19 protein-coding genes and 5 tRNA genes are annotated in these 25,120 nt (G+C 29.5%); 22 read left to right on the plus strand and 2 right to left on the minus strand.

Annotation, left to right across the window (positions count from 1 at the left end):
• The first annotated feature begins 83 nt into the window (after positions 1-83).
• The 22 genes from BLV79_RS11230 (at position 84) to BLV79_RS11340 (ending at position 23,134) form a co-directional block, all read left to right on the plus strand.
• Positions 84-155: transfer RNA gene (locus BLV79_RS11230), tRNA-Asn, on the plus strand.
• A 4-nt stretch (positions 156-159) separates the two neighbouring features.
• A tRNA-Glu gene (locus BLV79_RS11235) sits at positions 160-231 on the plus strand.
• Between the two features lie 21 nt (positions 232-252).
• Positions 253-325: transfer RNA gene (locus BLV79_RS11240), tRNA-Thr, on the plus strand.
• 18 nt (positions 326-343) lie between these two features.
• A tRNA-Ile gene (locus BLV79_RS11245) sits at positions 344-417 on the plus strand.
• 22 nt (positions 418-439) lie between these two features.
• Positions 440-513 (plus strand) — tRNA-Asp (locus tag BLV79_RS11250).
• A 66-nt stretch (positions 514-579) separates the two neighbouring features.
• The gene (locus tag BLV79_RS11255) at positions 580-2,148 is read left to right on the plus strand and encodes a cobyric acid synthase (protein WP_074719007.1); all 1,569 of its coding nucleotides are present in this window, start codon (positions 580-582) and stop codon (positions 2,146-2,148) included.
• A gap of 128 nt (positions 2,149-2,276) precedes the next feature.
• Complete coding sequence (gene cobT / locus BLV79_RS11260; protein WP_074719009.1) at positions 2,277-3,335, plus strand: nicotinate-nucleotide--dimethylbenzimidazole phosphoribosyltransferase; 1,059 nt, start codon at positions 2,277-2,279, stop codon at positions 3,333-3,335.
• Positions 3,336-3,384: 49 nt separating this feature from the next.
• Positions 3,385-3,966 (plus strand): bifunctional adenosylcobinamide kinase/adenosylcobinamide-phosphate guanylyltransferase, encoded by a 582-nt coding sequence (locus BLV79_RS11265; protein WP_074719011.1) that lies wholly within the window; start codon positions 3,385-3,387, stop codon positions 3,964-3,966.
• A gap of 29 nt (positions 3,967-3,995) precedes the next feature.
• Entirely contained in the window at positions 3,996-4,781 is a 786-nt protein-coding gene (locus tag BLV79_RS11270) for an adenosylcobinamide-GDP ribazoletransferase (protein ID WP_074719013.1), read from the plus strand.
• A 21-nt stretch (positions 4,782-4,802) separates the two neighbouring features.
• On the plus strand, positions 4,803-6,275 hold the full coding sequence (locus BLV79_RS12485; protein ID WP_083354565.1) for a bifunctional adenosylcobinamide kinase/adenosylcobinamide-phosphate guanylyltransferase: 1,473 nt from the start codon (positions 4,803-4,805) through the stop codon (positions 6,273-6,275).
• Positions 6,276-6,277: 2 nt separating this feature from the next.
• Positions 6,278-7,282 carry an adenosylcobinamide-phosphate synthase CbiB gene (cbiB, locus tag BLV79_RS11285; RefSeq protein ID WP_242871469.1) on the plus strand — a complete coding sequence of 335 codons (1,005 nt, stop codon included), beginning with the start codon at positions 6,278-6,280 and terminating at the stop codon, positions 7,280-7,282.
• 89 nt (positions 7,283-7,371) lie between these two features.
• Entirely contained in the window at positions 7,372-8,427 is a 1,056-nt protein-coding gene (locus BLV79_RS11290; RefSeq protein WP_074719015.1) for a pyridoxal phosphate-dependent aminotransferase, read from the plus strand.
• A gap of 33 nt (positions 8,428-8,460) precedes the next feature.
• Positions 8,461-9,129, plus strand: a complete 669-nt coding sequence (locus tag BLV79_RS11295) for a precorrin-8X methylmutase (RefSeq protein WP_074719017.1) — start codon at positions 8,461-8,463, stop codon at positions 9,127-9,129.
• Positions 9,130-9,164: 35 nt separating this feature from the next.
• A complete protein-coding gene (gene cbiD, locus BLV79_RS11300) occupies positions 9,165-10,367 on the plus strand; it encodes a cobalt-precorrin-5B (C(1))-methyltransferase CbiD (protein WP_074719019.1) in 1,203 nt (400 codons plus the stop codon).
• A 51-nt stretch (positions 10,368-10,418) separates the two neighbouring features.
• The gene (cobM, locus tag BLV79_RS11305) at positions 10,419-11,177 is read left to right on the plus strand and encodes a precorrin-4 C(11)-methyltransferase (RefSeq protein WP_074719021.1); all 759 of its coding nucleotides are present in this window, start codon (positions 10,419-10,421) and stop codon (positions 11,175-11,177) included.
• A gap of 11 nt (positions 11,178-11,188) precedes the next feature.
• A complete protein-coding gene (locus tag BLV79_RS11310) occupies positions 11,189-12,289 on the plus strand; it encodes a cobalt-precorrin 5A hydrolase (RefSeq protein ID WP_083354566.1) in 1,101 nt (366 codons plus the stop codon).
• A complete protein-coding gene (gene cobJ, locus BLV79_RS11315; RefSeq protein WP_074719024.1) occupies positions 12,282-13,028 on the plus strand; it encodes a precorrin-3B C(17)-methyltransferase in 747 nt (248 codons plus the stop codon). Before BLV79_RS11310 ends, cobJ begins: the two co-directional genes overlap by 8 nt.
• The gene (gene cobK, locus BLV79_RS11320; protein ID WP_074719026.1) at positions 13,021-15,354 is read left to right on the plus strand and encodes a precorrin-6A reductase; all 2,334 of its coding nucleotides are present in this window, start codon (positions 13,021-13,023) and stop codon (positions 15,352-15,354) included. Before cobJ ends, cobK begins: the two co-directional genes overlap by 8 nt.
• 59 nt (positions 15,355-15,413) lie before the next feature.
• On the plus strand, positions 15,414-17,864 hold the full coding sequence (locus BLV79_RS11325; RefSeq protein WP_074719028.1) for a cobyrinic acid a,c-diamide synthase CobB: 2,451 nt from the start codon (positions 15,414-15,416) through the stop codon (positions 17,862-17,864).
• 34 nt (positions 17,865-17,898) lie between these two features.
• A complete protein-coding gene (locus BLV79_RS11330) occupies positions 17,899-18,750 on the plus strand; it encodes an undecaprenyl-diphosphate phosphatase (RefSeq protein WP_074719030.1) in 852 nt (283 codons plus the stop codon).
• Positions 18,751-19,074: 324 nt separating this feature from the next.
• Positions 19,075-21,066, plus strand: a complete 1,992-nt coding sequence (locus BLV79_RS11335; RefSeq protein WP_074719032.1) for a 2-isopropylmalate synthase — start codon at positions 19,075-19,077, stop codon at positions 21,064-21,066.
• Positions 21,067-21,364: 298 nt separating this feature from the next.
• A complete protein-coding gene (locus BLV79_RS11340; RefSeq protein ID WP_074719034.1) occupies positions 21,365-23,134 on the plus strand; it encodes a putative bifunctional diguanylate cyclase/phosphodiesterase in 1,770 nt (589 codons plus the stop codon).
• A gap of 351 nt (positions 23,135-23,485) precedes the next feature.
• Here BLV79_RS11340 and BLV79_RS11345 read toward each other — a convergent pair whose 3' ends face one another.
• Both BLV79_RS11345 and BLV79_RS11350 read right to left on the minus strand, forming a co-directional pair.
• Positions 23,486-24,685: an IS110 family RNA-guided transposase gene (locus BLV79_RS11345; RefSeq protein ID WP_074719036.1), complete on the minus strand. Its 1,200-nt coding sequence runs from the start codon at positions 24,683-24,685 to the stop codon at positions 23,486-23,488.
• A 165-nt stretch (positions 24,686-24,850) separates the two neighbouring features.
• Positions 24,851-25,120, minus strand: a 270-nt coding sequence (locus BLV79_RS11350) for an ATP-binding protein (protein WP_159429342.1), incomplete at its 5' end; no start/stop codon positions are given.

Consider the following 25,120-nt stretch of genomic DNA (forward strand, 5'->3'; position numbering starts at 1 on the left):
TAATAGGTCGAAGGCTTGACCAAAAAGGTTTTCAAAGAGAAAAGCTTGTATGAAGTTTTGAAGGTATAAACTTCAAAAAATAATCCTCGATAGCTCAATGGTAGAGCACTCGGCTGTTAACCGAGTTGTTGTAGGTTCGAGCCCTACTCGGGGAGTTAAGGCTCCGTGGTCAAGCGGTTAAGACATCGCCCTTTCACGGCGGTAACACGGGTTCGATTCCCGTCGGAGTCATTTATGCTCGAAAGAGTGTAAGCCGATGTGGCTCAATTGGCAGAGCAGCTGATTTGTAATCAGCAGGTTATCGGTTCGAGTCCGATCATCGGCTTTGATTTATTTTTGTTTTGGACCATTAGCTCAGTTGGTTAGAGCAACCGGCTCATAACCGGTCGGTCCTGGGTTCGAGTCCCCGATGGTCCATTTTTTTATAATTATATTTTGAGGCCCAATGGCTCAGTTGGTTAGAGCGCCGCCCTGTCACGGCGGAGGTCGAGGGTTCAAGTCCCTCTTGGGTCGTATGTAAGCTATGCAATTTGCATAGCTTTTTTTGTATATAATAAGAAAAAATAACGAGGTTAAAAAATGTCAAAAGTTATAATGGTACAAGGAACAATGTCTAATGTGGGAAAAAGTTTGATTGTTGCTGGATTGTGTAGAATTTTAAAACAAGATGGTTATAAAGTAGCTCCATTTAAATCTCAAAATATGGCACTTAATTCGTATATAACAGATGATGGATTAGAAATGGGAAGAGCACAAGTTATGCAAGCGGAGGCAGCAAAAATCAAACCATCAGTATATATGAATCCTATTTTATTAAAACCAACAAATGACATTGGGTCCCAGGTTATTGTAAATGGAAAAGTGCGTGGAAATATGAAGGCTGTTGATTACTATAAATATAAAACTAATCTTATTCCAGAAATAAAAAAAGCTTTTGAAACACTAGAAGAAGAATATGATGTGATTATAATAGAGGGAGCAGGTAGTCCAGCTGAAATTAATCTAAGAGAAAATGACATTGTAAATATGGGTTTAGCGGAAATGCTAGATGCACCAGTGATTTTGGTCGGAGATATTGACAGAGGAGGAGTTTTTGCTCAACTAATTGGTACATTAATTTTGCTTGAAGAAGCTGAAAAAAGTAGAATTAGAGGCTTAATAATAAATAAATTTCGTGGTGATAAAGAAATATTACAGCCTGGAATAAAAATGTTGGAAGAAAAAAGTAATAAAAAAGTGGTGGGTGTTGTTCCTTATGAAAATTTGAATTTAGAAGATGAAGATAGTTTGACAGAAAAGTTTGATAATAATTTACAGAAAGCTATAGATATTGTTGTAATAAAATATCCTAGAATATCCAATTTTACGGATTTTGACGTCTTTTCAAGGTATGAGAATGTGTCGGTTCGTTTTGTTGATAACTGTAAAAATTTTAAAAATCCAGATTTGATTATATTGCCAGGAACGAAAAACACAATTGCTGATATGAAATGGTTGAGAGAATCAGGATTAGAAATGAAAATCCGCAAATGTGAAAACATACCAATATGGGGAATTTGTGGAGGTTATCAAATGCTTGGAGAAGAGATAATAGATTCATATGGGGTTGAATCAGGTGGTAAAATATTAGCTATGGGTTTTTTACCAATGAAAACAGTTTTATCTAAAATAAAAACTACAAGACAAGTAAAAGGTAAGTTCAAAAATGTAAATGGTATTTTTAAAAAATTGTCTGGGAAGAGTTTTACAGGATATGAAATCCATATGGGAAAAACAGAGCCAAATGAGAAAACAAATAATAAAAAGGAAAATTTTGAATATTCTGAACTTTGTAAGGATAATATTTTAAAGGATAAAGCTTTATTGGAAAGACTAGATGGTTCAGTAGATGGGATATTTGTTACCAAAGCTATTGAATCTGGTGCTAGAGATATATATGGAACATATATTCATGGAATCTTTGATAATGATAATATTTCTGATATAATAATAGAGAGTATATCACAAAAAAAAGGATTATCTTTTTCAAAAATGTGTAATTTTGATTATTCTGAATTTAAGGAAAAAGAATATGATAAATTAGCAGATTTGTTACGAAATAATATAAATATGAAGGAAATCTATAATATTTTAGATGAACAATCATAATCATGATATCATAAAAAATAAATGCTTATGAGACAAAAAAGTTCATAAGATTCTAATTATTTGACTTTTGAAATTATAAGTATAAGATTGCAGAAAGGATTGTATGATAATAATCATACGTGGATGAAATGAATATACATGAAATTGAACGTTTGAATATAATTCAACCGGATTGGAGAATTGCAGATTTGGTTAAGGATAATCTTAACAATATTGCCAAACCACTTGATAGTTTAGGTAAATTTGAAGATATTATTTGCAAAATTGGTGCAATTCAGGGAAAAATAAATTGTAGAATTGAAAAAAAAGCGGTGATTGTAATGTGCGCGGATAATGGTGTTGTAGAAGAAGGTATAAGTCAATCACAGCAGAATGTTACAGCGGCTGTCGCTGAAGCCATGGGACAAAACGTTTCATCCGTTGGTAAGATGGCTTCAGTTGCAGGAGTTAGAATTATTCCTGTAGACATTGGAATTAATTGTAAAAAGAACATTCCAGGTGTTGTTAATAAAAAAATTGCATTAGGAACCAAAAATTTTGCAAAAGAGAAAGCAATGAACGAAAAAGAAGCTTCTGCAGCTATATCTGTTGGAATTGCTCTTGTTGAACAATGTAAAAAATTTGGATATGAAATTATTGGAACAGGTGAAATGGGAATTGGAAATACGACAACTAGTTCGGCTATTACAGCAGCTCTTTTGAATTGTCCAGTTAAAGAAATTGTAGGAAGAGGAGCGGGTTTGAGTTCTTTGGGACTACATAAAAAAAGAAAAGTAATTGAGACTGCAATCAAAAAGTATAAATTAAAAGATGCAGATCCTTATGAAATTTTGTGTACAGTTGGTGGTTTTGATATTGCAGGTTTGGTCGGAGTATTTATTGGAGGAGCCTTAAATAGAATTCCAATAGTTATAGATGGAGTCATTAGTGCAGTTGCAGCACTTTTGGCTGAAAAAATTTGTCCTGGAACTGTAGATTATATGATAGCTTCTCATAAAAGTAGAGAAAAAGCATACAGTTATATAGTTAAAGAATTAGAGTTAAGCCCAATTATAGATGCTGATTTAGCATTGGGAGAAGGAACTGGAACAATTATGCTTATGTCTTTGTTAGATTTAGCAATGGGCGTATACAATTCGCCTAATACATTTGATGACATCAAAATTGATCCTTACAAGAAGCAGTAATTTAATAATTTTGCATAATAAAAAATATGAAAGATAGGTAAAATACAAAATGATTGTTTTGATTATTGGTGGAAGTAGTAGTGGAAAATCAGCATTTGCGGAAGATTTTCTGTGTAATATTTCTGAGGAATCAGATAGGATTTATATTGCGACCATGGAAAAGAACTCATTTGAAAACGAAAAAAAAATAAGAAAACATCGTTTTGAACGGAAAAACAAGAATTTTTTTACCATAGAACAATCAAAGTGTATTAGTGATGCATATGAAAAATATATAAAAAAAAATCATTGTGTAAAAAATACAAATAGTGTAATTATTGAAAGTGTATCTAACTTACTAGCGAATGAAATGTTTGAGTTGAGTATGGGATGGATAGATATGCACTATAAGATTGTTTCAGATAAAATTGTAGATGATTTATCGGATTATATAGTAAATGAAATAGCATTTATAACAAAGAATTCACAAAATTGTGTTATTGTTTCTGATAATATATTTGAAGGTGGTCTTTTGTATGATGAGTTGACAAATGTATATATAGAAATTTTAGGTGAGATAAATAGAAAAATTAGTTGTTTTTCTGATGTTTTATATGAAGTGACAGAAGGAATGACTATAAAAGTTTTTTAAAATGATGATAATATTCGTAAGGAGACAATATGACATTATTAAAGGCATTATGTATTTCTTTTTCAATTTATTCTAAAATTCCGATGCCACAGTTTGAGTGGAAGGAGAAAGATATGAAGTATACTTTGTGTTTTTTTCCAATTATTGGTTTTATAATAGGATTGTTTGAAATTGGCTGGTTTATTACGTGTAAGTTTTTGGAAAAAAAAGGATATATAAATGGGACAGTTTTGTTTGCAATGATAGGAGCATTTATTCCTCTTATGATAAGTGGAGGATTTCATTTTGATGGTTTTATGGATACAATGGATGCAGTACATTCGTATAAAAGTAGAGAGGAGAAACTTCAGATTTTAAAAGATCCACATATTGGAGCTTTTTCTGTTATTATGGCAATTTTGTATGAATTGATTTATGTTGGTTTTTTTTCAGAAATTCGTTCTTTTCCTATGATTGTTGTGTTTGCAACGAGTTTTATAATGAGTAGGTGCTTTAGTGGACTTTCAGTTGTCTTCTTTAAAAGTGCAAGAGGTGGAAGTTTATCTTATTTTTCAAAAACAGCGGATAAAAACATTGTCGTTGGAAGTTTGATTATTCAGTTACTTTTGACTTATATTGTTTTGTTATGTGTTTTCAAAATAGTAGGAATTTTTACAATTGGAGTTTCAATTTTTACTTTTTTATATTATTATTTTTTTAGTAAAAGGCAATTTGGAGGAATAACAGGAGACATTGCTGGGTGGTTTGTTTCTTTTTTTGAGCTAGTCATATTAGTGTGTACCGTTATTTTTTCTGTAATACTTAAGTTTTTGTAGAGAGGAGTTGTTATCTAAAAAGTGATTGATTTATATGTTGGTGGCCAAGCACAAGGAAAGTTGAGAACCGTCTTATGTAAATATAATTTGGAAGGATTTGATAAGATAGGTAACGAAAAAAATAATGATAATGAATTGAAAAATAGTTGTAAGAAGTATATTGTGATTGATTTTCGTAATGTAGACAATTTGTATAGAGAATTAATAAAAGAGGATATAATTCGGAAGAAGATATTTGATACAAAAAATAGAAATATTAAAGATAATTATTCTAAAGATAACTATTCTAAAGATAATAGTTTTAAGGATGACTATATTAGAGATCGTTATTCTAAAGATATTTTTACTAATGATTATTATATGAATGAATTGATTAATAGATTTTTCTTAAAATTTGAAATTGATGATAACACATTAATTATTTTTAATAAAATTAATTTGTTAGTTGATTTTATTGTAAATAATAAAGATTGTATTGAAATTTTAAATAAATATTATGAGAGTTGTTTTTTAAATAAAAATAATTCGTATAATTTTGATACATTTATAGTTGATATTTTTATTTCATTTTTAAAAGAGACTAATAAGCGGAATGAAGTAATCGTTATTTCGGATGAAATCGGTAATGGAGTTGTTCCAATAAAGGAAAATGAAAGAGAATATAGAGAATTAAATGGGAAATTATTACAAGGTATCGCAAGAGAAGCTTCTAATTTTGGTAGGATTTTTTGTGGCGTAGAACAAGTAATAAAATCCGAAAAAGATTTTTCAAAAGGTTTAGAGAGAGATTCGGCAGAAAATCTTGTAAAAGATTTAGAAAAAGAGTCAATTAAAAACTTTTACAATAAAACAATTCTTCAAAATGCTGAGATTAAGATAAGTATGGTATTAATTCGACATGGAAAGACAAAAGGAAATTTAGAAGGTCGATATATTGGATGTACGGATGAAGTTCTTATAAAAGAAGGAATAGATGAGATTCTGTCTTTAGTTGAAAAAAAAGAGTATCCGACATGTGATTTTGTTTTTTCAAGCCCAATGAAAAGATGTCGTCAAACTGCCAAGATTATTTATGATAATAAGGAGATTCTGATAAATCGTAATCTTAAGGAAATGAATTTTGGAAAGTTCGAAATGAAAAATTATAAGGAACTAAACGGAAATGAATACTATCAAAAATGGATAGATAGCAACGGAACGATTCCTTTTCCAGAAGGAGAAGGTAAAGAAGATTTTATTCGAAGAGTTGGAAATGGCTTCAATAGTATTGTGCAATTTATTTATAGTTGTAAAAATAATTTTGAGCTAGAAAATGAAAATTCAGGTGTTGATTTTTCAATTGTTTCCCATGGAGGAACAATTATGGCAATTATGAATATTCTTATGGGAGAGGGATATTATGAATATAGGGTAAAAAATGCTCACGGTTATATTGTGAGTTTTATTTATGATGGGAATAATATAAAAGACATATCAATTGAGAGGGAGATTTAAAGGTGCATTTTACAAATTTCATTTATTATTTTCAGGAATATAGACACATATTGGCTATAATTATAGGGTTTTGTTTGGATCTGATTTTTGGAGATCCTTATAATTTTCCACATCCAATTAGATGGATAGGAAATCTTATATCTTTTTTTGAAAAGAGATTATATCTTAAAAATGATAAATCAAAAAAGAATTTTTTCCGTGGAATGATGCTAAGTTGTCTTATAATTACTATTACAATATCGTTGAGTTTTATTATAATATGCTGTGCAAATAAAATTAATTTTTTTGTAGAAACTATTGTAGAAAGTATTATGTGTTATTATATTTTGGCAACTAAATCGTTGAAGAGTGAGAGCATGAAAGTTTATAAAGCCTTAGAAGAAAACGATATTGAAAAGGCAAGATTTGCTGTGTCAATGATTGTAGGAAGAGATACAAATGAACTTAATGAGATAGGAATTGCTAAAGCAGCAATTGAAACTGTTGCTGAAAATACTTCAGATGGTGTCATAGCACCTCTTTTTTATTTAGCAATAGGAGGACCAATTCTAGGATTTACATATAAAGCGATAAATACAATGGATTCAATGATAGGTTATAAAAATGAAAAGTATTGTACGTTTGGTACATTTGCTGCGAAACTTGATGATATTGTTAATTTTATTCCGTCAAGACTAAGTGCAGTATCAATGATTATTGTATGTTTGTTTTTAGGAAAAAATTATAATTTTAAAAACGCAATATATATTTTTAAAAGAGATCGATATAAGCATAAAAGTCCTAATTCTGCACAAACTGAGTCGGTTTGTGCAGGCGCATTGAATATTCAGTTGGCAGGAGATGCAAAGTATTTTGGAAAAATCGTAAAAAAAGACTATATTGGCGATTTTAACAAACAAGTTGAAATTAGTGATATAAGAAAAGCAAATATTATGTTATATTCGACAGCTTTCTTAGATATTTGTTTATTTTTATCTATTAGACTTTTGTTAGAAAAGTTTTTATAAGTGAGATTGTTGTAAAAAATATATAAGAGTATTATGATGTCTTTGTGTAAGATGAATAATATAAGTAAGATTTTAAAAGGTGGAAAAATATGATACATGGTGGAGATATTTATAGAAATATTGTTGAATATGATTTTTCTGTAAATACAAATTTTTTAAGTTTACCTAAAGAAATTAGTAATGCAATTGTTTCTGCAATTCCTAAAATAAGTGAATATCCCGATATAGAATGTGAAAAATTGAGAAGAAATCTTTCTATGAAGTATAATGTTTCATATGAAAGAGTATTATGTGGAAATGGAGCATCGGATATATTTATGGCTCTTGTTCATGGACTAAAACCTAAAAAAGCAATGTTATTAGTGCCTTCTTTTTATGGCTATGAACATTGTTTAAATGCAATAAATTGTGAAATTGAAAGAGTTAATTTAGAAAGAAAAACTCTTTTTTCAGTTAATGATAAGGTTTTAGATAGGTTAGAAAAAAGTGATAGTGATTTATTTTTTTTAACTAATCCCAATAATCCTACTGGACAGTCTGTGCCAATTCCTTTTTTAAAAAAAGTAATTGCTATATGTAAGAGAAAAAATATAGTGTTAGTACTTGATGAATGTTTTTCTTATTTTTTGAAAAATGAAGAAGAATATAATAGTTTTTTAGAAAAAGAAAACTTTAGAGGGTTAATTAGAATTAGAGCCTATACTAAGATTTTTGCAATTCCTGGAATTCGACTCGGATATGCTATTTTTTATTCAGATGATTTTGTTGCAAAAGTTCGTAGACAGTTTTCAGAGTGGAATGTTTCTACATTTGCTCAGGATGTTGGAATTGCTGCATTTAATCAGGAAAAATATTTAATAGAGACTAAAATAGAAATTGAAAAGAATAGAGAATATTTAATAAAAAATTTATTGATGGTGAAAAATGAATTAGAGAGAATCAAAGATTTAGTTGTTTTTCCATCAGAGGCGAATTTTATTTTGGTATATACTAGATTTGATTTGTATAATTTTTTATTGAATAAAAGAATTTTGATAAGAAATTGTAATAATTTTAGCGGTTTGGGAAATAACTATTATAGAATTGCAGTCAAATCTAAGGAAGATATTAATGTTTTAATAAAGGCGTTAATGTCTGAAGTATAAGAATATACCAAAAACAGAAGGGAAATAAATGCGATGAATTTATTAGATAATATAGAATATGTACTTCCATCAGAAATAGAAAAAAGAAGTTTTGAAATAATTCAAAAAGAGCTTTCCGATATGGGTATTGTTTTACCAAAAGAAGAGGATAGAATTACTAGAAGAGTGATTCATACAAGTGCTGATTTTGAATATGCTCATACTCTTAAGTATTCGAATAATGCTGTTAGAATAGTCAAACAATTAATAAAAAACCATGCAACTATCGTAACAGATACGAATATGGGACTTGCTGGAATTAATAAAAAAGCTTTAAGAGAATTGGGCATAGATGCTAAATGTTTTATGGCTGATGAAAAAATAGCAGAATTAGCTAAAAAGAATAAAGTTACAAGGGCAACAATGAGTATGAGATTTGCTGCTAGTTTAGAGGGTCCAGTTATTTTTGCAATTGGAAATGCGCCTACAGCGTTGATTGAATTATATAAATTAATGAAGGAAGGATATAAACCTTCATTTATTATAGGTGTTCCGGTTGGTTTTGTAAATGTTGAAGCTTCGAAAGAATTAATTTTAAATTCGGAGGTTCCGTTTATTGTTAATAAAGGTCGAAAAGGTGGCAGCAACGTTGCTGCTGCGATTTGTAATGCTATTTTGTACCAAGTTAGGGAGGAAATCCTTAACGAAAAAAAGCTGAAATAAAATAAGATTTAAACAAGTTATAAAAAGGAGAAAAAATGAGGTTTGGCTATACAACAGGAAGTTGTGCAGCTGCTGCGTCAAAAGCTGCTATATATATGTTGCTTTCAGGAAGAAAAAAAGAAAAAATATCTATAATAACTCCTAAAAATATAGAATATAGTCCAAGAATTGAAAAAATAAACATTCAGGAAAATTCTGTAGAATGTGCCGTTCAAAAAGATGCTGGAGATGATATTGATGCTACTGATAAAGCTTATATTTTTTCAAAAGTTACGGTGAAAGAAAATAAAAGTCATCAATTAAAAATTATTATAGATGGAGGTTTTGGAGTTGGTAGGGTAACGAAACCTGGACTGGATCAACCTGTAGGTAATGCTGCAATTAACACGGTACCTAGACAGATGATAAAAAAAGAAGTTGAAGAAGTTTGTTGTTTGTTTGATTTCTCAGATACAGTAATAATAGAAATTAGTGTACCAAATGGTTTAGAGATTGCAAAAAAAACATTTAATCCAAGGCTTGGAATTGTAGGAGGTATTTCAATTTTGGGGACGAGTGGAATTGTTGAACCAATGAGTAAAAAGGCTCTTTTAGATACAATTCGAGTTGAAATCAATCAAAAAAAGGCTCTAGGCTATGAAATTTTAGCTATTTCTCCAGGAAATTATGGAATAAATTTTATGAAAGATAAATATGACTATGATTTAGATAAAAGTGTAAAATGTAGTAATTTCATTGGTGAAACTTTGGATATAGCAAAAGAAATAGGGTTTAAAAAAATATTATTAAGTGGTCATATTGGGAAACTTATTAAAGTATCTGGTGGAATTATGAATACTCATTCTAAGGAGGCCGATTGTAGAATGGAGCTTCTTGCCGCAGCTGCAATAAGAGTTACAGATGATATTTCTTTGGTAAGGAAAGTGCTTGATTCGATTTCAACGGAGGATGCTCTTACTATTTTAAAAGCTGTAGATGAAGAAAATTCCGTAGATTGCATGGATAATATAGATAAAGATGTTTCAATTATAATTTCAAATAAACATATTTTTGAAAATATAATGGAAATAATTTTAGAAAAAATATATTTTTATTTAAATAATAGACATAATGGAGAACTAAATGTTGAAACAATTATCTTTTCTAGCAAATATGGAGAGTTAGGGAAAAGTAATTTAGCCGATGATTATATTAGATATTTAAAAAATCATAAAAATGAAAATAGGGCGAAAAATTAAACATAATTAGAACGACAATTAGACAAAATTAGATAAAAACTAGGAGGAAATATGGTACATTTTGTTGGAGCTGGAACGGGGGCTGTTGATTTAATAACCGTTAGAGGAATGAATATTTTAAAAAAAGCGGATATTATAATATATGCTGGTTCATTAGTTAATAAAGAATTATTACAATATAAAAAAGAAGAGTGTATAGTATATAATAGTGCGACAATGACTTTGGATGAAGTAATTAGTGTTATGAAATTAGCTGAAAAAGAAAACAAGGATGTTGCAAGACTACATACAGGAGATCCTTGTGTTTATGGAGCTGTTAGAGAACAAATGGATCAACTAGATGAATTGGGTATAGAATATGATAGTTGCCCAGGGGTAAGTGCTTGTTTTGGCGCAGCGGCAAGTATGAATGTTGAGTATACATTGCCAAACGTATCACAATCGCTTATTATTACAAGAATGGAAGGAAAAACTAAGGTTCCACCCAAAGAAAGTATTGAATCTTTTGCAAGTCACAATGCAACAATGGCTATTTATTTGTCCATAGGTATGGTTGAAGAATTGAGCAAAAGATTAATCAAAGGAGGGTATTCACCTTCAACTCCTGCTGCGATTGCATATAAGGTTACTTGGCCAGATGAAAAGATTTTCAAATGTACAGTTGAAACATTAGAAAAAGTTGCAAAAGAGAATAATATTAATAAGACAGCTCTTGTTATAGTTGGAGATGCATTAGAACACTTTGAATATAAAAAATCAAGGCTGTATGCACCAGATTTTTCAACGGAGTATAGAAAAGCCAAGAAATAGAGGTGACTATAGTGGTAATAAGTATTATAAGTTTTACGACTAAAGGGGCGATGCTTTCAAAGACTCTTTTAAAAGTATTAGATAATTATGATGTTAGATGCTTTTCAAAGAAGAAATCATATGAGGGAGTATTTTTTTTAGGAGATTCTTTAACTGAATGGGTAAAAAAAGAATTTAAAAAACACCATACCATCATTTTTATTGGGGCATGTGGGATTGCTGTTCGAGCAATTGCACCTTCGGTAAAAAACAAACTGGTGGATAGTGCAGTCATTAATATGGATGAGAACGGAGAATTCGTTATTCCAATTCTATCAGGTCATTATGGTGGCGCAAATGATTTAGCTGTTTTAATTGCAGCAAAAATTAAAGCAATACCAATAATAACAACAGCGACAGATGTTGAGGATAAATTTGCAATAGATATCTTTGCAAAAAAAAATAATTTATTTATAGGAAATAAGTTTGGAATCGCACAGGTATCTGCAAAAGTTTTAGATGGTCAGCCTATAACCATGAGTATTGAAAATGGTCATTCTTTTTTTATAAAAGAGCATCAAATATCAATTAAAAATACAATAATTAATTTGAAAGATTTTCCGCCTAAGGAAACAGTTGATGTTGTAATTGCAGATTCGAAAAATGATTTCCTTTTAAACAATCAAATTAAAGCAAATTTATATTTGTATCCCCAAAATTATGTAATAGGTATTGGTTGTAAAAAGGGCAAAACCTTAGAAGAAATCGAAAACCATGTATTATATGTTTTAGAAGAAAATAAAATTGATATTGAAGAATGTATTGCAATTACGTCTGTTGATATAAAAAAAGATGAAAAAGGAATTATTGATTTCTCTGAAAAATATAATATTCCTTTTAAAACTTTTGATGTAGAAACTCTTAAAAAACAGAAAGGCAATTTTGAGGAATCGGATTTTGTAAGAGAGACTATTGGTGTAGGAAATGTATGTGAAACTTCAGCTTTGGCCTATATCAATAGTGAATTTTATGGAGAAAAAAAAGAAAGTGAAATTGTATGTCACAAAACTGCTAATAATGGCGTTACAGTAGCAGTAGTGCATAAAGACTGGAGGATAAGTATTGATGACTAATTGTATATACATCGTTGGAATGGGGCCAGGAAGTGAAAAGAAGATGTCTTTTGAAGCCAAAGATATTTTAGAAAAAATGGATGTGATAATTGGATATAAGGTTTATCTTGATTTGCTTGAAGAAGAATTTCGTACAAAAGAGTTTATTTCTACTCCTATGAAAAAAGAAATTGAAAGATGTAAAATATGTTTTGAAAAAGCATTAGAAGGGAAAAAAGTCGCAATAATTTGTAGCGGTGATGCAGGAATTTATGGAATGGCTTCGTTGATGTATGAGATAAAGGAGCAATTTTATGCTGATAGTCAAATAGAACTAAGAGTCATACCTGGTATTACTGCAGCAATTAGTGGTGCAGCAGAATTAGGTGCACCATTGAATCACGATTTTTGTGTTATTAGCTTAAGTGATTTGTTAACACCTTGGGAAAAAATCGAAAAGAGATTAGTTGCTGCTGCATCTGCAGATTTTGCAATTGCTTTGTATAATCCTTCTAGTAAAAAAAGAAGTCATTATTTAAAAAAAGCGTGTGAAATTATGGAAAAATATATCGAAAAGAGTAGACCTTGTGGCTATGTTAAAAATATAGGTCGTGATGGAACGGAAATATGTGTATGTTCTTTTGAAGAATTAAAGGAGGAAAGTGTAGATATGTTTACAACTGTATTTATTGGAAATTCTTCAACTAAAGTAATAGATAAAAAACTAGTAACACCAAGAGGATATAATAGAAATGAATAATGAATATGAAATTGTTATTTTTTCTGGAACAACAGAGGGACGAATGTTATCTGAATTTCTTGTAAAAAATAAAATAAAACATATAGTTTATGTGGCAACTGAATATGGAAAGATGGTTATGGAGCGCAACGAATATGCGTTGGTGTTTGATCAAAGATTAGATAAAAATCAGATGATTGATATGTTTAACAAAAATCAAATTAAGGTTGTTATAGATTCAACACATCCATATGCAAAAATTGTAACAGAAAACATAAAAAAGGCTACAAGAGAGTGTAATATAAAGTATATTCGTTTAAAGCGTGCAGAAGAAAATGTTATAAAAAAATACCAGAATAATAGACATATACATTTTTTTGATACAATAAATGATTGTGTAGAATCATTGAAAAAAACCAGTGGGAATATATTGCTTACAACTGGGAGTAAAGATTTACATAAGTTTTGTTGTAATGAAAATATAAAAGACAGATTAATTGTTCGTGTTTTGCCAGGAAAAGAAAGTATAGAAATATGTGATCAATCAGGCATTAAAAAAAATAGAATTATCGCTATACAAGGTCCATTTTCGTATGAAATGAATTGTTTTTTTATAAAAAATTATGATATAAAAATAATGGTTTCTAAAGAAAGCGGAAAAGTAGGTGGATTTGACGATAAAATAAAATCGTCAATTGATTCAAATATAGATATATATATAATAAAACGTCCAAAAGAAGAAGGAAAAACATTTGAGGAAGTTGTTGTTTTTTTATCACAAGAATTGAATGTGAAACTAAGTGAAGAACAAGAAACACAGATAAATAAAGAAATACAAAACAACATGCTGGATTCATTATATTCGCAAGAAACAACAAAAACACCAGAAAGTAGCCAAGATTTAAATAAAAAAGTAAATTTTGATATAACTTTAGCCGGAATAGGTGTGGGTGCAGAAAAATTTATTATTAATGAATTAAAAAACAAAATAGAGGAGGCGGATATAATTTTAGGTGCAAAGAGAATGATAGATGATTTTACACCTAAAATAGAAAAAAAACCATATTATTCGCCAAATGATATTATTTCGTATTTGAAAAAAATTTCTTATTTAGATAACTCAACTTCATCAAAGAGAGTTTCTGAGCTAGGTGATGATTCTATTTTTAATAAAGAAAAATCTTTGGATAATTCTTCTTTTCAAAGGGAAAAGACGTATAAAGTTGTTGTACTTTTTTCAGGAGATGTGGGTTTTTATAGTGGATGCTATCTTTTAAAAGATGCTTTAGAAAAGGAAAAAGATAAATTATCATTTAATTTAAAAGTTTTGCCAGGTATCTCTTCGATTGTGTATATGGCAAGTAAATGCTATACTACATGGCACGATGCAAAAATTTTAAGTATACATGGACGATATGATGAAATTTATGGAGATAATGAAATATTAGAAAACATTAAATATAACAAGAAAACATTTATGATAGTTTCAGGAAAACAGGATGTAAAAAAGATAGGACAGCTTATCATTGATGCAGACGATAAATATTTTCATGCAAAAGATATAGAAATAACAATTGGATACAACTTGTCATATCCTGATGAAATAGTAAAAAAATGTAAAGCACAAGATTGTTTAAAAGTTGAGAAAGAAGGATTATATGTTCTTTATATTGAAAATAAGGCTTGTGCCAAGCATATAAATGCGCCAATGTTAAAAGATTCTGCTTTTATTAGAGATAAAATCCCTATGACAAAAGAAGAAATCAGACACATTGTAATTAATAAATTACAGTTAAAAGAAGATTCAATTTTTTTTGATATAGGTGGTGGTACTGGCTCAATTAGTATAGAAGCAGCTATGTTGGATAGAAACATTAAAGTTTTTACTTTTGAAAACAATGTTGAAGCTGTGAGGCTAATAGAAAAAAATATTGAACATTTCGGAAGAAAAAATGTAAAAGTTATAGAGGGCATTTTCCCGGAAATTATGATGAATAAGCCAAATGATTCTGATAGTATTACAAATGAATGTCGGAATTATATTATAAAAAACAAAAATAGAATAACAAGTGCTTTTATTGGGGGAACTCGTGGAAGACTTCTTGAAATGATTGAATATTTATATTCGTTGAATAATACAATGAAAATATGTATTACAGCAGTTACATTAGAAAGTATTAATCAGGTAATGGAAATAATTAAAAAGAGTCAAGAGAGCAATATGATTACAGATGTTGATATTTCTCAGATTTCTTATAGTAAAGTTAAAAAAATTGGAAATTACAATATGTTTAAGGCTGAGAATCCAATTATGATTTTTACTTTTTCATTTAAAAGCAAAGAATAAAAATGTATGTCAATACATAGAAAATAATTATTATAAATTACATCAGGAGAGTGCAAAAATTGGGTAAAATTATGATTTCTGCTATAAAAAGTGGCAGTGGAAAAACAATGATTACATGTGGCTTATTAAGGGCACTGAAGAAAAGAAATGTAGATGTAGTAAGTTATAAATGTGGGCCGGATTACATTGATCCTATGTTTCATAGAAGAATAATAGGAATTCCAAGTAGAAATATTGATACTTTTTTCTTGGAAGAAGAAAAAATAAAAACATTATTTCAAAATACAAGTGAAAAGTATGAAGAATCTGTAATTGAAGGCGTTATGGGGCTTTTTGATGGAATTGGCGGACAACAGGAAATGGGCTCATCATATCATGTCGCAAGAATTTTGAGAATTCCAATTATTTTGGTTATCGATGTAGGCGGAATGGGAAGAAGTATTTTGCCACTAATATATGGTTTTTTGAAATATGATAAGGAAAAGCTTATTAAAGGTGTGATACTTAATAGAGTTTCTGAAACATATGGAAAAAGGTTAAAAAAAATGATAGAGGATGAACTTCCTATAAAGGTTTATGGAACTCTAAAAAAAGATAAGTCGTTGAGTTTTGAAAGTCGTCATCTTGGATTAATTATGCCAAATGAAATTGATAATTTAAATGAAACAATTGATAAATTATCAAATGAAATCGAAAAAACTGTAGATATAAACGGAATAATAGAATTGTCAAATGAATTTGAAAATCAAACTACAAATTATAAAATTAGCAGTGATGATATAAAGATGCAAAATAGTAAAAAAATTCAAGACATTGTAGAATTACAGAGTAATAAAAACTCAAAAGAATTATGTAGACTTGCTGTTGCTAGAGATGAGGCATTTTGCTTTTACTATGAAGAAAATTTAGAACTTTTGCAGAAGAAAGGAGTGGAAATAGTTTATTTTTCACCAATAAGAGATAAAGAATTACCTGCTAATATAGATGGTATTTTGCTAGGGGGAGGTTATCCTGAGCTATATTTAAAGGATCTAAGTGAAAACGTTTCCTTAAAAAATGATATAAAAGAAAAAGTGGAAAAGAATATTCCACTTGTAGCTGAATGTGGTGGATACATGTATTTACATGATTATGTTGAATATAATGGCACATATAAAATGTTAGGCATCATTGAAGGAAAATGTGTTTATAGAGATAAGTTAGTTAATTTCGGTTACATAGAAGTAAAAGAGAATAACGATAGTTTTTTGTCTGGCAAAGTTGCAAAAGCCCATGAATTTCATTATTTTGAAAGCCTAAGAGAAAATGATTCATGTAATGTAAAAAAAGTGTCAAATGGGAAGTGTTGGAAGGATTGTGTTGTTACTGATAACATGTGGGCAGGTTTTCCCCATTTGTATTATCCACAAGTAGAAGAATTTTTAGATAATTTTATAGAAAAAATGAATCATTATAAAGAAAAAAAGAATGATAACAAAAAAAACACGCAAAACAGTACGTTTAGCAAAAATAGTGAAAACAAAAAAAATAGTGCATACACTAAAAATAGTATAAAAAGTGAAAATTATGTATATGGAGTAGGTGTAGGACCTGGAAATGAAAAAAAGCTTACATCGGAAGCAATAGAAATCATCTTAAAGTCTGATAAAATAATTGTTCCGAATAAGGAACTTGAATCAAGTTATGCTTATAAGATTGTGCATGATTATTTTCCAGGTATGGGAAAAGAAAAATTTATTCCAATAGATTTTCCTATGACAAAAGATTCTGAAAAACTAAATAAAGCACATGATTATTGTTATAGAGTGATAAAAGATTTGTACAAAAAAAATAAAAAAGTCGCATTTATTTCTATTGGAGATGTTTGTGTATATTCAACATTTACATATATATCAAATAGATGCGAACAGGACAATATACCGGTAAAGCTTATAAATGGAATTCCTTCTTTTTGCGCAGTTGCAGCAGAACTTGGAATATCTTTAGCAGATGCATCGGAACAAATTCATATAATTCCTACATGTTATGACATTAATGGAACTAAGAATTTATGTGGTACAAGAATATATATGAAATCGGGGAAAAAATTATTAGAACTTCAAGAGATACTTATTAATGAGCAAAAGTATAGAAAGACTATCGTATATGGAATATCAAATTGTGGATTAGAAAATCAAAGGATAGTAAAAGGATCTGAAAATATAAATCAACTAGAAGGGTACCTTACAACGATAATTGTTAAAGATTTAGAAAATATAAAAGATGAAAGTTCTAGTAGTTATTTTTCTAATAAAGCTTGTAAGTATTACCCATGCCATAAAGGAATAGATAATATGAATTGTCTATTTTGTTATTGTCCCATGTATTTTTTAGATGAATGTTTAGGTAATCCGACATATATTGAAAAAGAAGGAAAAAAAATAAAAGTGTGTACAAATTGTGTTTTTCCACACAAACGCGAAAATTATGATATAATAATGAAGTATTTAGCATCGAAGTGTAGACGATAGGGTGCAAATAAATTAGATTTAGGAGATAATAAAAATGGAAATCTTAAAGGCGATTTTGTTCGGTATAGTTGAAGGTGTCACTGAATGGTTACCTGTAAGTAGTACTGGACATATGATTTTGCTTGATCATTTTGTAAAACTGAATGTATCAAGTGATTTTTGGAAGATGTTTGAGGTAGTTATTCAATTAGGTGCTATTCTAGCTGTAGTAGTTATTTTCTGGAATAAATTGTGGCCTTTTACAATTAGTAAGACTTCATCAATTAACGGAAATGATTCGGCTAAGCATCTTAGATGGAAAGAAGGGGCATTCGCAATGTGGGTCAAAATTATCATTGCTTGTGTTCCAGCTGCAGTTATAGGTGTGGCATTTGATGACAAAATAGATGAATTGTTTTATCATCCAATTCCAGTAGCTCTTGCTTTAATAATTGTAGGTTTATTATTTATTATAGTTGAACATACAAAAGGAAAAAATGAACCAACTATTACAAGTATTGCAGAGATTACTTATCAAACGGCTATTATTATTGGCTTATTCCAAACAGTTGCAGCAGTTTTTCCAGGAACATCTCGTTCGGGAGCTACAATTGTAGGAGCAATTTTAATTGGAGTTTCAAGAGAGATTGCTGCAGAATTCACATTCTTTTTAGCTGTTCCAGTTATGTTTGGTGCAAGTTTATTAAAGGTTGTAAAATTTGTTAAAGCTGGCGTTCATATGACACAAAATGAAGGAATTATTTTATTAGTTGGATGTGTTACTGCATTTTTAGTATCAATCGTAATAATTAAGTTTTTAATGAGTTACATCAAAAAGCATGATTTTACAATCTTTGGATGGTATAGAGTAGCACTTGGTATTGCAGTTATTTTAATGTTGAGATAATCAAAATAGATAAGATATTCAAAACATATAATGTAATCGAATGGTTATATAAAAATGAATTTATAAAAAGATAAATATTACGAATAGTAGTATTTATCTTTTTTTTATCTTTTTTGATACTTTTGTTCAGAATAAAAAAATAAACACGATATATTAATATATATCAAGAAAATTGATTAAATATTATCATTAAATATTATCAACAAATATGATATTATTTATTGTACAAAGAGAAAACGCATTTTTCCTAAAAAAAATGCAAAAAAGCACCAATTATGATGTATAATAAAAATGTTATGTTTAGTATATATGGAGGTTATGATTATGAAACAAGTAAGTAAGTATAAGAAACAATATTTTATGCCACCAGTGTGTGAATATGATTGGGTTAAAAAGGATAGTATAACAGAACCACCAATCTGGTGCTCAGTAGATTTAAGAGATGGAAATCAGGCATTAATTGAACCTATGAGTTTAGAGGAAAAAATAGAATTTTTTCAATTATTAGTTAAAATTGGTTTCAAAGAGATCGAGGTTGGTTTTCCGGCTGCATCTGAAACAGAATATATTTTTATGAGGGAATTAATTGAAAGAGATATGATTCCTGACGATGTTACAGTTCAGGTTTTAACTCAGGCAAGAGAACATATTATTAAAAAGACATTTGAAGCAGTAAAGGGTGCTCCACATGCAATCATTCATTTATATAATTCTACTTCTGTGGCTCAAAGAGAGCAAGTATTTAAAAAAGATAAAGAGCAAATCAAAAAATTAGCAGTTGATGGAGCAAAATTGTTAAAGGATTTAGCAGAGCAGACAGAAGGTAATTTTTCTTTTGAATATAGTCCAGAAAGTTTCCATGGAACAGAGGTTGAATATGCTGTAGAAGTATGTAATGCAGTACTTGATGTATGGCAGCCTAAGGCAGATAATAAAGCAATTATAAATATTCCTGCAACTGTAGAAACAGCTATGCCACATGTTTTTGCAACTCAGATTGAATATGTAAGTAAAAATTTAAAATATAGAGATAATGTTACATTAAGTTTACATCCACATAATGATAGAGGAACAGGTGTTGCAGATGCTGAATTAGGTGTTTTAGCAGGTGCGGATAGACTTGAAGGTACATTGTTTGGTAATGGTGAAAGAACAGGTAATGTTGATTTGATTACAGTTGCAATGAATATGTATTCTCACGGTGTTGAACCAAAACTTGATTTTACAGATATGCCAAAGATTAGAGAAATATATGAAAGATTAACAAGAATGAATGTTGGAGATAGACAACCATATGCAGGAAATCTTGTATTCTCAGCTTTTTCAGGTTCTCACCAAGACGCAATTGCAAAAGGTATGAATTATAGAGAAGAAAGAAATGAAAAATACTGGACTGTTCCATATCTTCCAATCGATCCAGTAGATGTTGGAAGAAATTATGATGCAGATGTAATAAGAATTAATAGCCAATCAGGTAAGGGTGGAGTGAGTTATATTTTAAAACAAAATTTTAGCTTTATTTTACCAGATAATATGAAAGAAGAAGTTGGTTATGCGGTAAAACAAGTATCAGATGAAGCACATAAGGAATTATCTCCACAATGGGTGTACGAAATTTTTGAGAAAGATTATATAACTTATACACCACATTTTGAAATAACAGAATGTCATTTTAAACAAGAGGATGGGATAATGGCAGAAGCAACTATTTCATATGGAGGAAAGAAAAAAGTAATTGATGCTATGGGAAATGGACGTCTTGATGCTGTAAGTAATACAATCAAAGAGTATTTTGATGTTAGCTATGAGTTGTCAGAATACCAAGAACATGCATTATCAAGTGGATCATCTTCAAAGGCCATGGCATATGTAGCTATTACATGTGATGGAAAGAGATATTGGGGAGCTGGTATTAATGAAGATATAATCAAAGCTTCAATACATGCATTAACAGTAGCTACTAATAAATTACCAAAAATTGGAAATGATACAAACGAAAAAGATGAGAGATTGTTTGAAATTTTAAATTATATGCAGGCAAATTATAAAAAAGCAACTTTGGAAACTCTAGCAGAACAATTTCATTTATCTGAGCCATATATCTCAAAATATATAAAGGATAAATCGGGTAAAAATTTTGGAGAACATCTTGCAAGTATTAGAATGAAAAAAGCAAAGGTTCTACTAAAAAATGGAAATATGAACATTGAAAATATCGCTGATGCAGTGGGTTATCCAAATGTTGAACACTTTAATAGATTATTTAAAAAGATGTTTAATAAAACTCCAATGCAGTATAGAAATGAATCACGATAGTTAAAAGTTTATCTAATTTTAAAAAAATAATTTTGAAAACTAAATTATTAAAAAAGTATAAATTTTTGTCTAATAATATTGACACTTCTATGTGTTAGGCTATATACTACACTAAGTTATATTTCATTTACGAAATATTTGTGGCATTACAGAGACAGATACTTTTGACAACAGGGAAAGCACTATTGAAAGATAGTGTTTTTTCTGTATAAAAATCAATTTTATTTTTGGTCAATTGTTTTTTGTAGCCATCAAAGGGTATTTTTTATAGTAAGTAATAATAGGAAGTGTGTATATTATGACAAAGGTAAAGCAACGTGCAAAAAAAGTGCAAAAAGTTATGCTTAATTGGATTGAAAATCCAAGATTTCAAGAAATAATTAGTTTTTATTCTGATAAAAATTTATTAGAACATTTAGCTATGTTTAAAGTAAACTTAACTAATGACGAAGCAGAAGTTATCCATATTGGTCGAATGGAGAACTTTAAAAATATTATAAATTCTGGTTTTAGTTCATATGAAAATCTTTTATACAAGATAATGGATAATTTAGATTTGCTTTCAGAAAAAGATGAAATTAGTCTTTTTTTTGACAGACGAATTTTAATGCATAGATTTAGTCATGGACAAATCAATGATGAAATAGAATTCATTTGTTTGTTTAATACAGTATTTAGATGGGTACATTGTGATTATTTATTACTAGATTCTAAAGAAGATGGCTGTGTTTATGCTTATATTTTTGTTTTTGATATGAGCGATTATATTAAAAAACAAGAAAATGTTAAAGATACTGCAATAGAAAGCGAAATTGATTCATTAACAGGATTACCAAATAGACTTTTTTTTAGATCTGTAGCTCCAGAAATTCTTAAAAAGAACATAAAAAAAGGCAAAACAACATCATTTATACATTTTGATATTGAAAATTTTAAAGAATTTAATGAAAAATATGGTGCCAATCAAGGAGATAAGCTTCTTAAATTTTTAGGAGAAGTCTTGAGCAATGTTTTTAAGGAATGTTTAGTATCACATTTATCACAGGATCATTTTATGGTTGTTACAAGCGAAAATGATATAATTGAAAAAATAGAAGACATATATAGTTGTATTGCAGATTTTTCTAAAGTAGAACATATAGAAGTTAAGGCAGGAATATTTCAAACAAAAGACGAGATTTTAGATGCGTTTGTTGCAAGTGATAGAGCTAAAATTGCAGCAGATAGCATAAAAAATAGATATACTGAAAAATACAGATATTTTGATGAGGAACTAGTTAATGTTGTTACAAAACAAAAGTATATAGTTGATAATATTGATATTGCAATTAAAAGAAAAGATTTAAGAGTATTTTATCAGCCTGTATTTAGCACAGAAACTGGCAAATTATGTGGTTTTGAAGCATTATCTCGCTGGAAGGATCCAAAGTATGGATTTTTATCACCGGTTGATTATATTGAAACATTAGAGGAATATAGGTTGATTCATAAATTAGATAAATTCATGATTAAGTCTATTTGTAGAGACATTAGAGAAATGAAAAACGATGGATTAAATGTTGTTCCCGTTTCGGTTAATTTATCACGAATTGATTTTGAATTAGGTGATATGGTAACATATTTAGATAAATGTGTTGAAAAATATGATATAGATAAATCATTAATTCACGTAGAAATTACTGAAAGCGTTTTAATGGAAAATCCAAATGATTTACAATTCCAAATTAAAAAATTTCAAAATAGAGGATTTGAAGTTTGGATGGACGACTTTGGAAGTGGATATTCTTCGTTTAATGTATTAAAAGATTTTGATTTTGATATGTTAAAAATAGATATGTTATTTATGAAGGATTTCGAATCAAATAAAAAAGCAAAAAAAATATTAGCTGCAATTGTTGAAATGGCAAAGACCATCGGCATAAAAACACTAGCTGAGGGCGTTGAGACTCAAGAACAATTTGAGTTTTTAAGAACTGTGGGTTGCGATAGAGCACAAGGATATCTATTCGGCAAGCCAACTCCTATGAATGACGAATTTTTAACTTTTTTTACAAAAACTATGCGATAATATAAAAGATTTGATAATGTTATATACAAATACCCAAAAACACTTTAAATTATAAATAAAATTATAAAATGACGATATAAAGAAAACATTTGTAGCTAAGATTTTCCAAATATTGTGAGCCTGTAAACATTTTGTTTGCAGGCTTTTTTGATGTGCGCCTAGCGGCGCACGTTTCTAACGGGTTAAAGTCCCGAATCCGCCCGGTAGTGGGAAGAATATAGCCGAAGGCAAGACCTGCTAAGAGTTGTCAAGTGATAAATATGAAATTTAGTATATTTGATTTTAGAGCATAAGAAATAGACTGCCTGAAATAGCCAGTCAAAGAGAATCTATATTTTTTTGTATTTGTTTTTAAATAGAGTTTAAGTAAGCATTTATTCTTGCATAATAGATTCTTAAAAATTTATTACAGCCTGCAATCATATAGACATAGTAATGCTTTCCTTTAGCTCGTTTTTTATAAAAAAACTGATAGACTGGATCATCGATTTGTTGATGTCGAAGGATACAATCCATAACTGTAAAAAGTGTCTTACGTAAAGCCGAAGAGCCTCGCTTTGATATACCACGACTCTTTATATCAATGGTTCCTGATTGATATGGAGAAGAATCGATACCGGCATATGCTATTAAGGCCTTACGGCTATGAAATCTTCTGATATCACAAATCTCAGCAATAAGTTGTGGCCCTAATGTTGTTCCTACTCCAGGAAGAGACATGACTGCAGGATATTCAGGTAATTGAGACGCAATACGGTTCATCTCTTGACGGATTTTTTCTAAAACGTCAATCAAAGAAATAAGTTCTTTGGCAGTTTCTGTAATTATGAGTTTTGTATTAGCGTTTGCCGGTATGCTTGCAACTGTTTGATTGGCTAATTGATAAATATCATTAACTTTGTTTGACTGATAGTGATAACCATTTTTAGAGCACCACTTCTGGTACGAACGTTCAAGTGACTTAATTGTTTTTGTGGTTATACAGTCTTTGTGCCAATAATCTTTGATAAAGTCAATCCATTTTTGGTGACCATCTTTGCGAGGTGTTTTGCCAAACAATCCATCAATACCAGGAAATGTTTGATCTGATAAAGCTATGAGATTATTTATCATAGCTACTTTAAGTTTGGTGTACTGCGTGAACTGACGGTTGTAGATTTTAAGAGCCTGACGTAATTCTTCTTCTGGTATATATTCAGGTAAATCAAGCCACCGATTCAATCCGTAGTTTGCGATTTTTATAGCATCCTTTTTGTCAGTCTTAACTTTACGAATACTGGAGTTGTCGTAATCATGGATAAGTATGGCGTTAACAACTGAAATGTAAAGGCCAGAGTTATACAGATAGTTAGCAAGTGGTTCATAGTAACGACCTGTATATTCCATAACAATTCTAGACTCGCCTTTAAGAGATTTGATTCGCGAAACAAGCTTTTCAAAATCTTCTTCTGTGTGATTGATTTCAAAAGGTGAAGCAACGATTTCGCCGAAAGGACGCATGATGGCAACAGTACTTTTTCCTTTAGAAACATCAATTCCTACTGAATTCATAATACATTCTCCTTTGTGAGTTTTAATTGTAAATGGTAACCATTCAGAACTCATTACGATTCAATCTACTTAGTGACACGAGCGTGAAGTCCAACCTGCTAAAAACGAACGCTGTATAAAGTGTCAAGTATTTATGTACAAAAAGTTTTATATTATTATGTACAATTACTCTGATGGTTTAATATAATCTTTGACTCTATATGATCTACCATTTATTGTAATTACTTTAGAATGATGCAGTATTCTGTCTAATATCGCGTTTGCTACAACAGCATCATAAAAAATGTTATCCCAGTCATTAAAATTTATATTTGTTGTCAAAATAGTGCTTTTCTTTTCATACCTCATATCTATCAGTTGAAAAAATAGATTTGAATCTTCTTTGTCGATTGGCAAATAACCTAGTTCATCTATAATTAATAGCTTATACCTGTT

The sequence above is a fragment of the Lachnobacterium bovis DSM 14045 genome, assembly GCF_900107245.1.
Classification (GTDB): Bacteria; Bacillota; Clostridia; order Lachnospirales; family Lachnospiraceae; genus Roseburia; species Roseburia bovis.

Bases quoted from the DNA above. Each gene is read 5' to 3' on its own strand.
- BLV79_RS11265 (WP_074719011.1), top strand. From the start codon at position 3,385: ATGATTGTTTTGATTATTGGTGGAAGTAGTAGTGGAAAATCAGCATTT.
- BLV79_RS11340 (WP_074719034.1), top strand. From the start codon at position 21,365: ATGACAAAGGTAAAGCAACGTGCAAAAAAAGTGCAAAAAGTTATGCTT.
- BLV79_RS11335 (WP_074719032.1), top strand. From the start codon at position 19,075: ATGAAACAAGTAAGTAAGTATAAGAAACAATATTTTATGCCACCAGTG.
- BLV79_RS11290 (WP_074719015.1), top strand. From the start codon at position 7,372: ATGATACATGGTGGAGATATTTATAGAAATATTGTTGAATATGATTTT.
- cbiD (WP_074719019.1), top strand. From the start codon at position 9,165: ATGAGGTTTGGCTATACAACAGGAAGTTGTGCAGCTGCTGCGTCAAAA.
- cobT (WP_074719009.1), top strand. From the start codon at position 2,277: ATGAATATACATGAAATTGAACGTTTGAATATAATTCAACCGGATTGG.
- BLV79_RS11255 (WP_074719007.1), top strand. From the start codon at position 580: ATGTCAAAAGTTATAATGGTACAAGGAACAATGTCTAATGTGGGAAAA.
- BLV79_RS11295 (WP_074719017.1), top strand. From the start codon at position 8,461: ATGAATTTATTAGATAATATAGAATATGTACTTCCATCAGAAATAGAA.
- cobK (WP_074719026.1), top strand. From the start codon at position 13,021: ATGAATAATGAATATGAAATTGTTATTTTTTCTGGAACAACAGAGGGA.
- cobM (WP_074719021.1), top strand. From the start codon at position 10,419: ATGGTACATTTTGTTGGAGCTGGAACGGGGGCTGTTGATTTAATAACC.
- BLV79_RS11330 (WP_074719030.1), top strand. From the start codon at position 17,899: ATGGAAATCTTAAAGGCGATTTTGTTCGGTATAGTTGAAGGTGTCACT.
- BLV79_RS11345 (WP_074719036.1), bottom strand. From the start codon at position 24,685: ATGAATTCAGTAGGAATTGATGTTTCTAAAGGAAAAAGTACTGTTGCC.
- BLV79_RS11270 (WP_074719013.1), top strand. From the start codon at position 3,996: ATGACATTATTAAAGGCATTATGTATTTCTTTTTCAATTTATTCTAAA.
- cobJ (WP_074719024.1), top strand. From the start codon at position 12,282: ATGACTAATTGTATATACATCGTTGGAATGGGGCCAGGAAGTGAAAAG.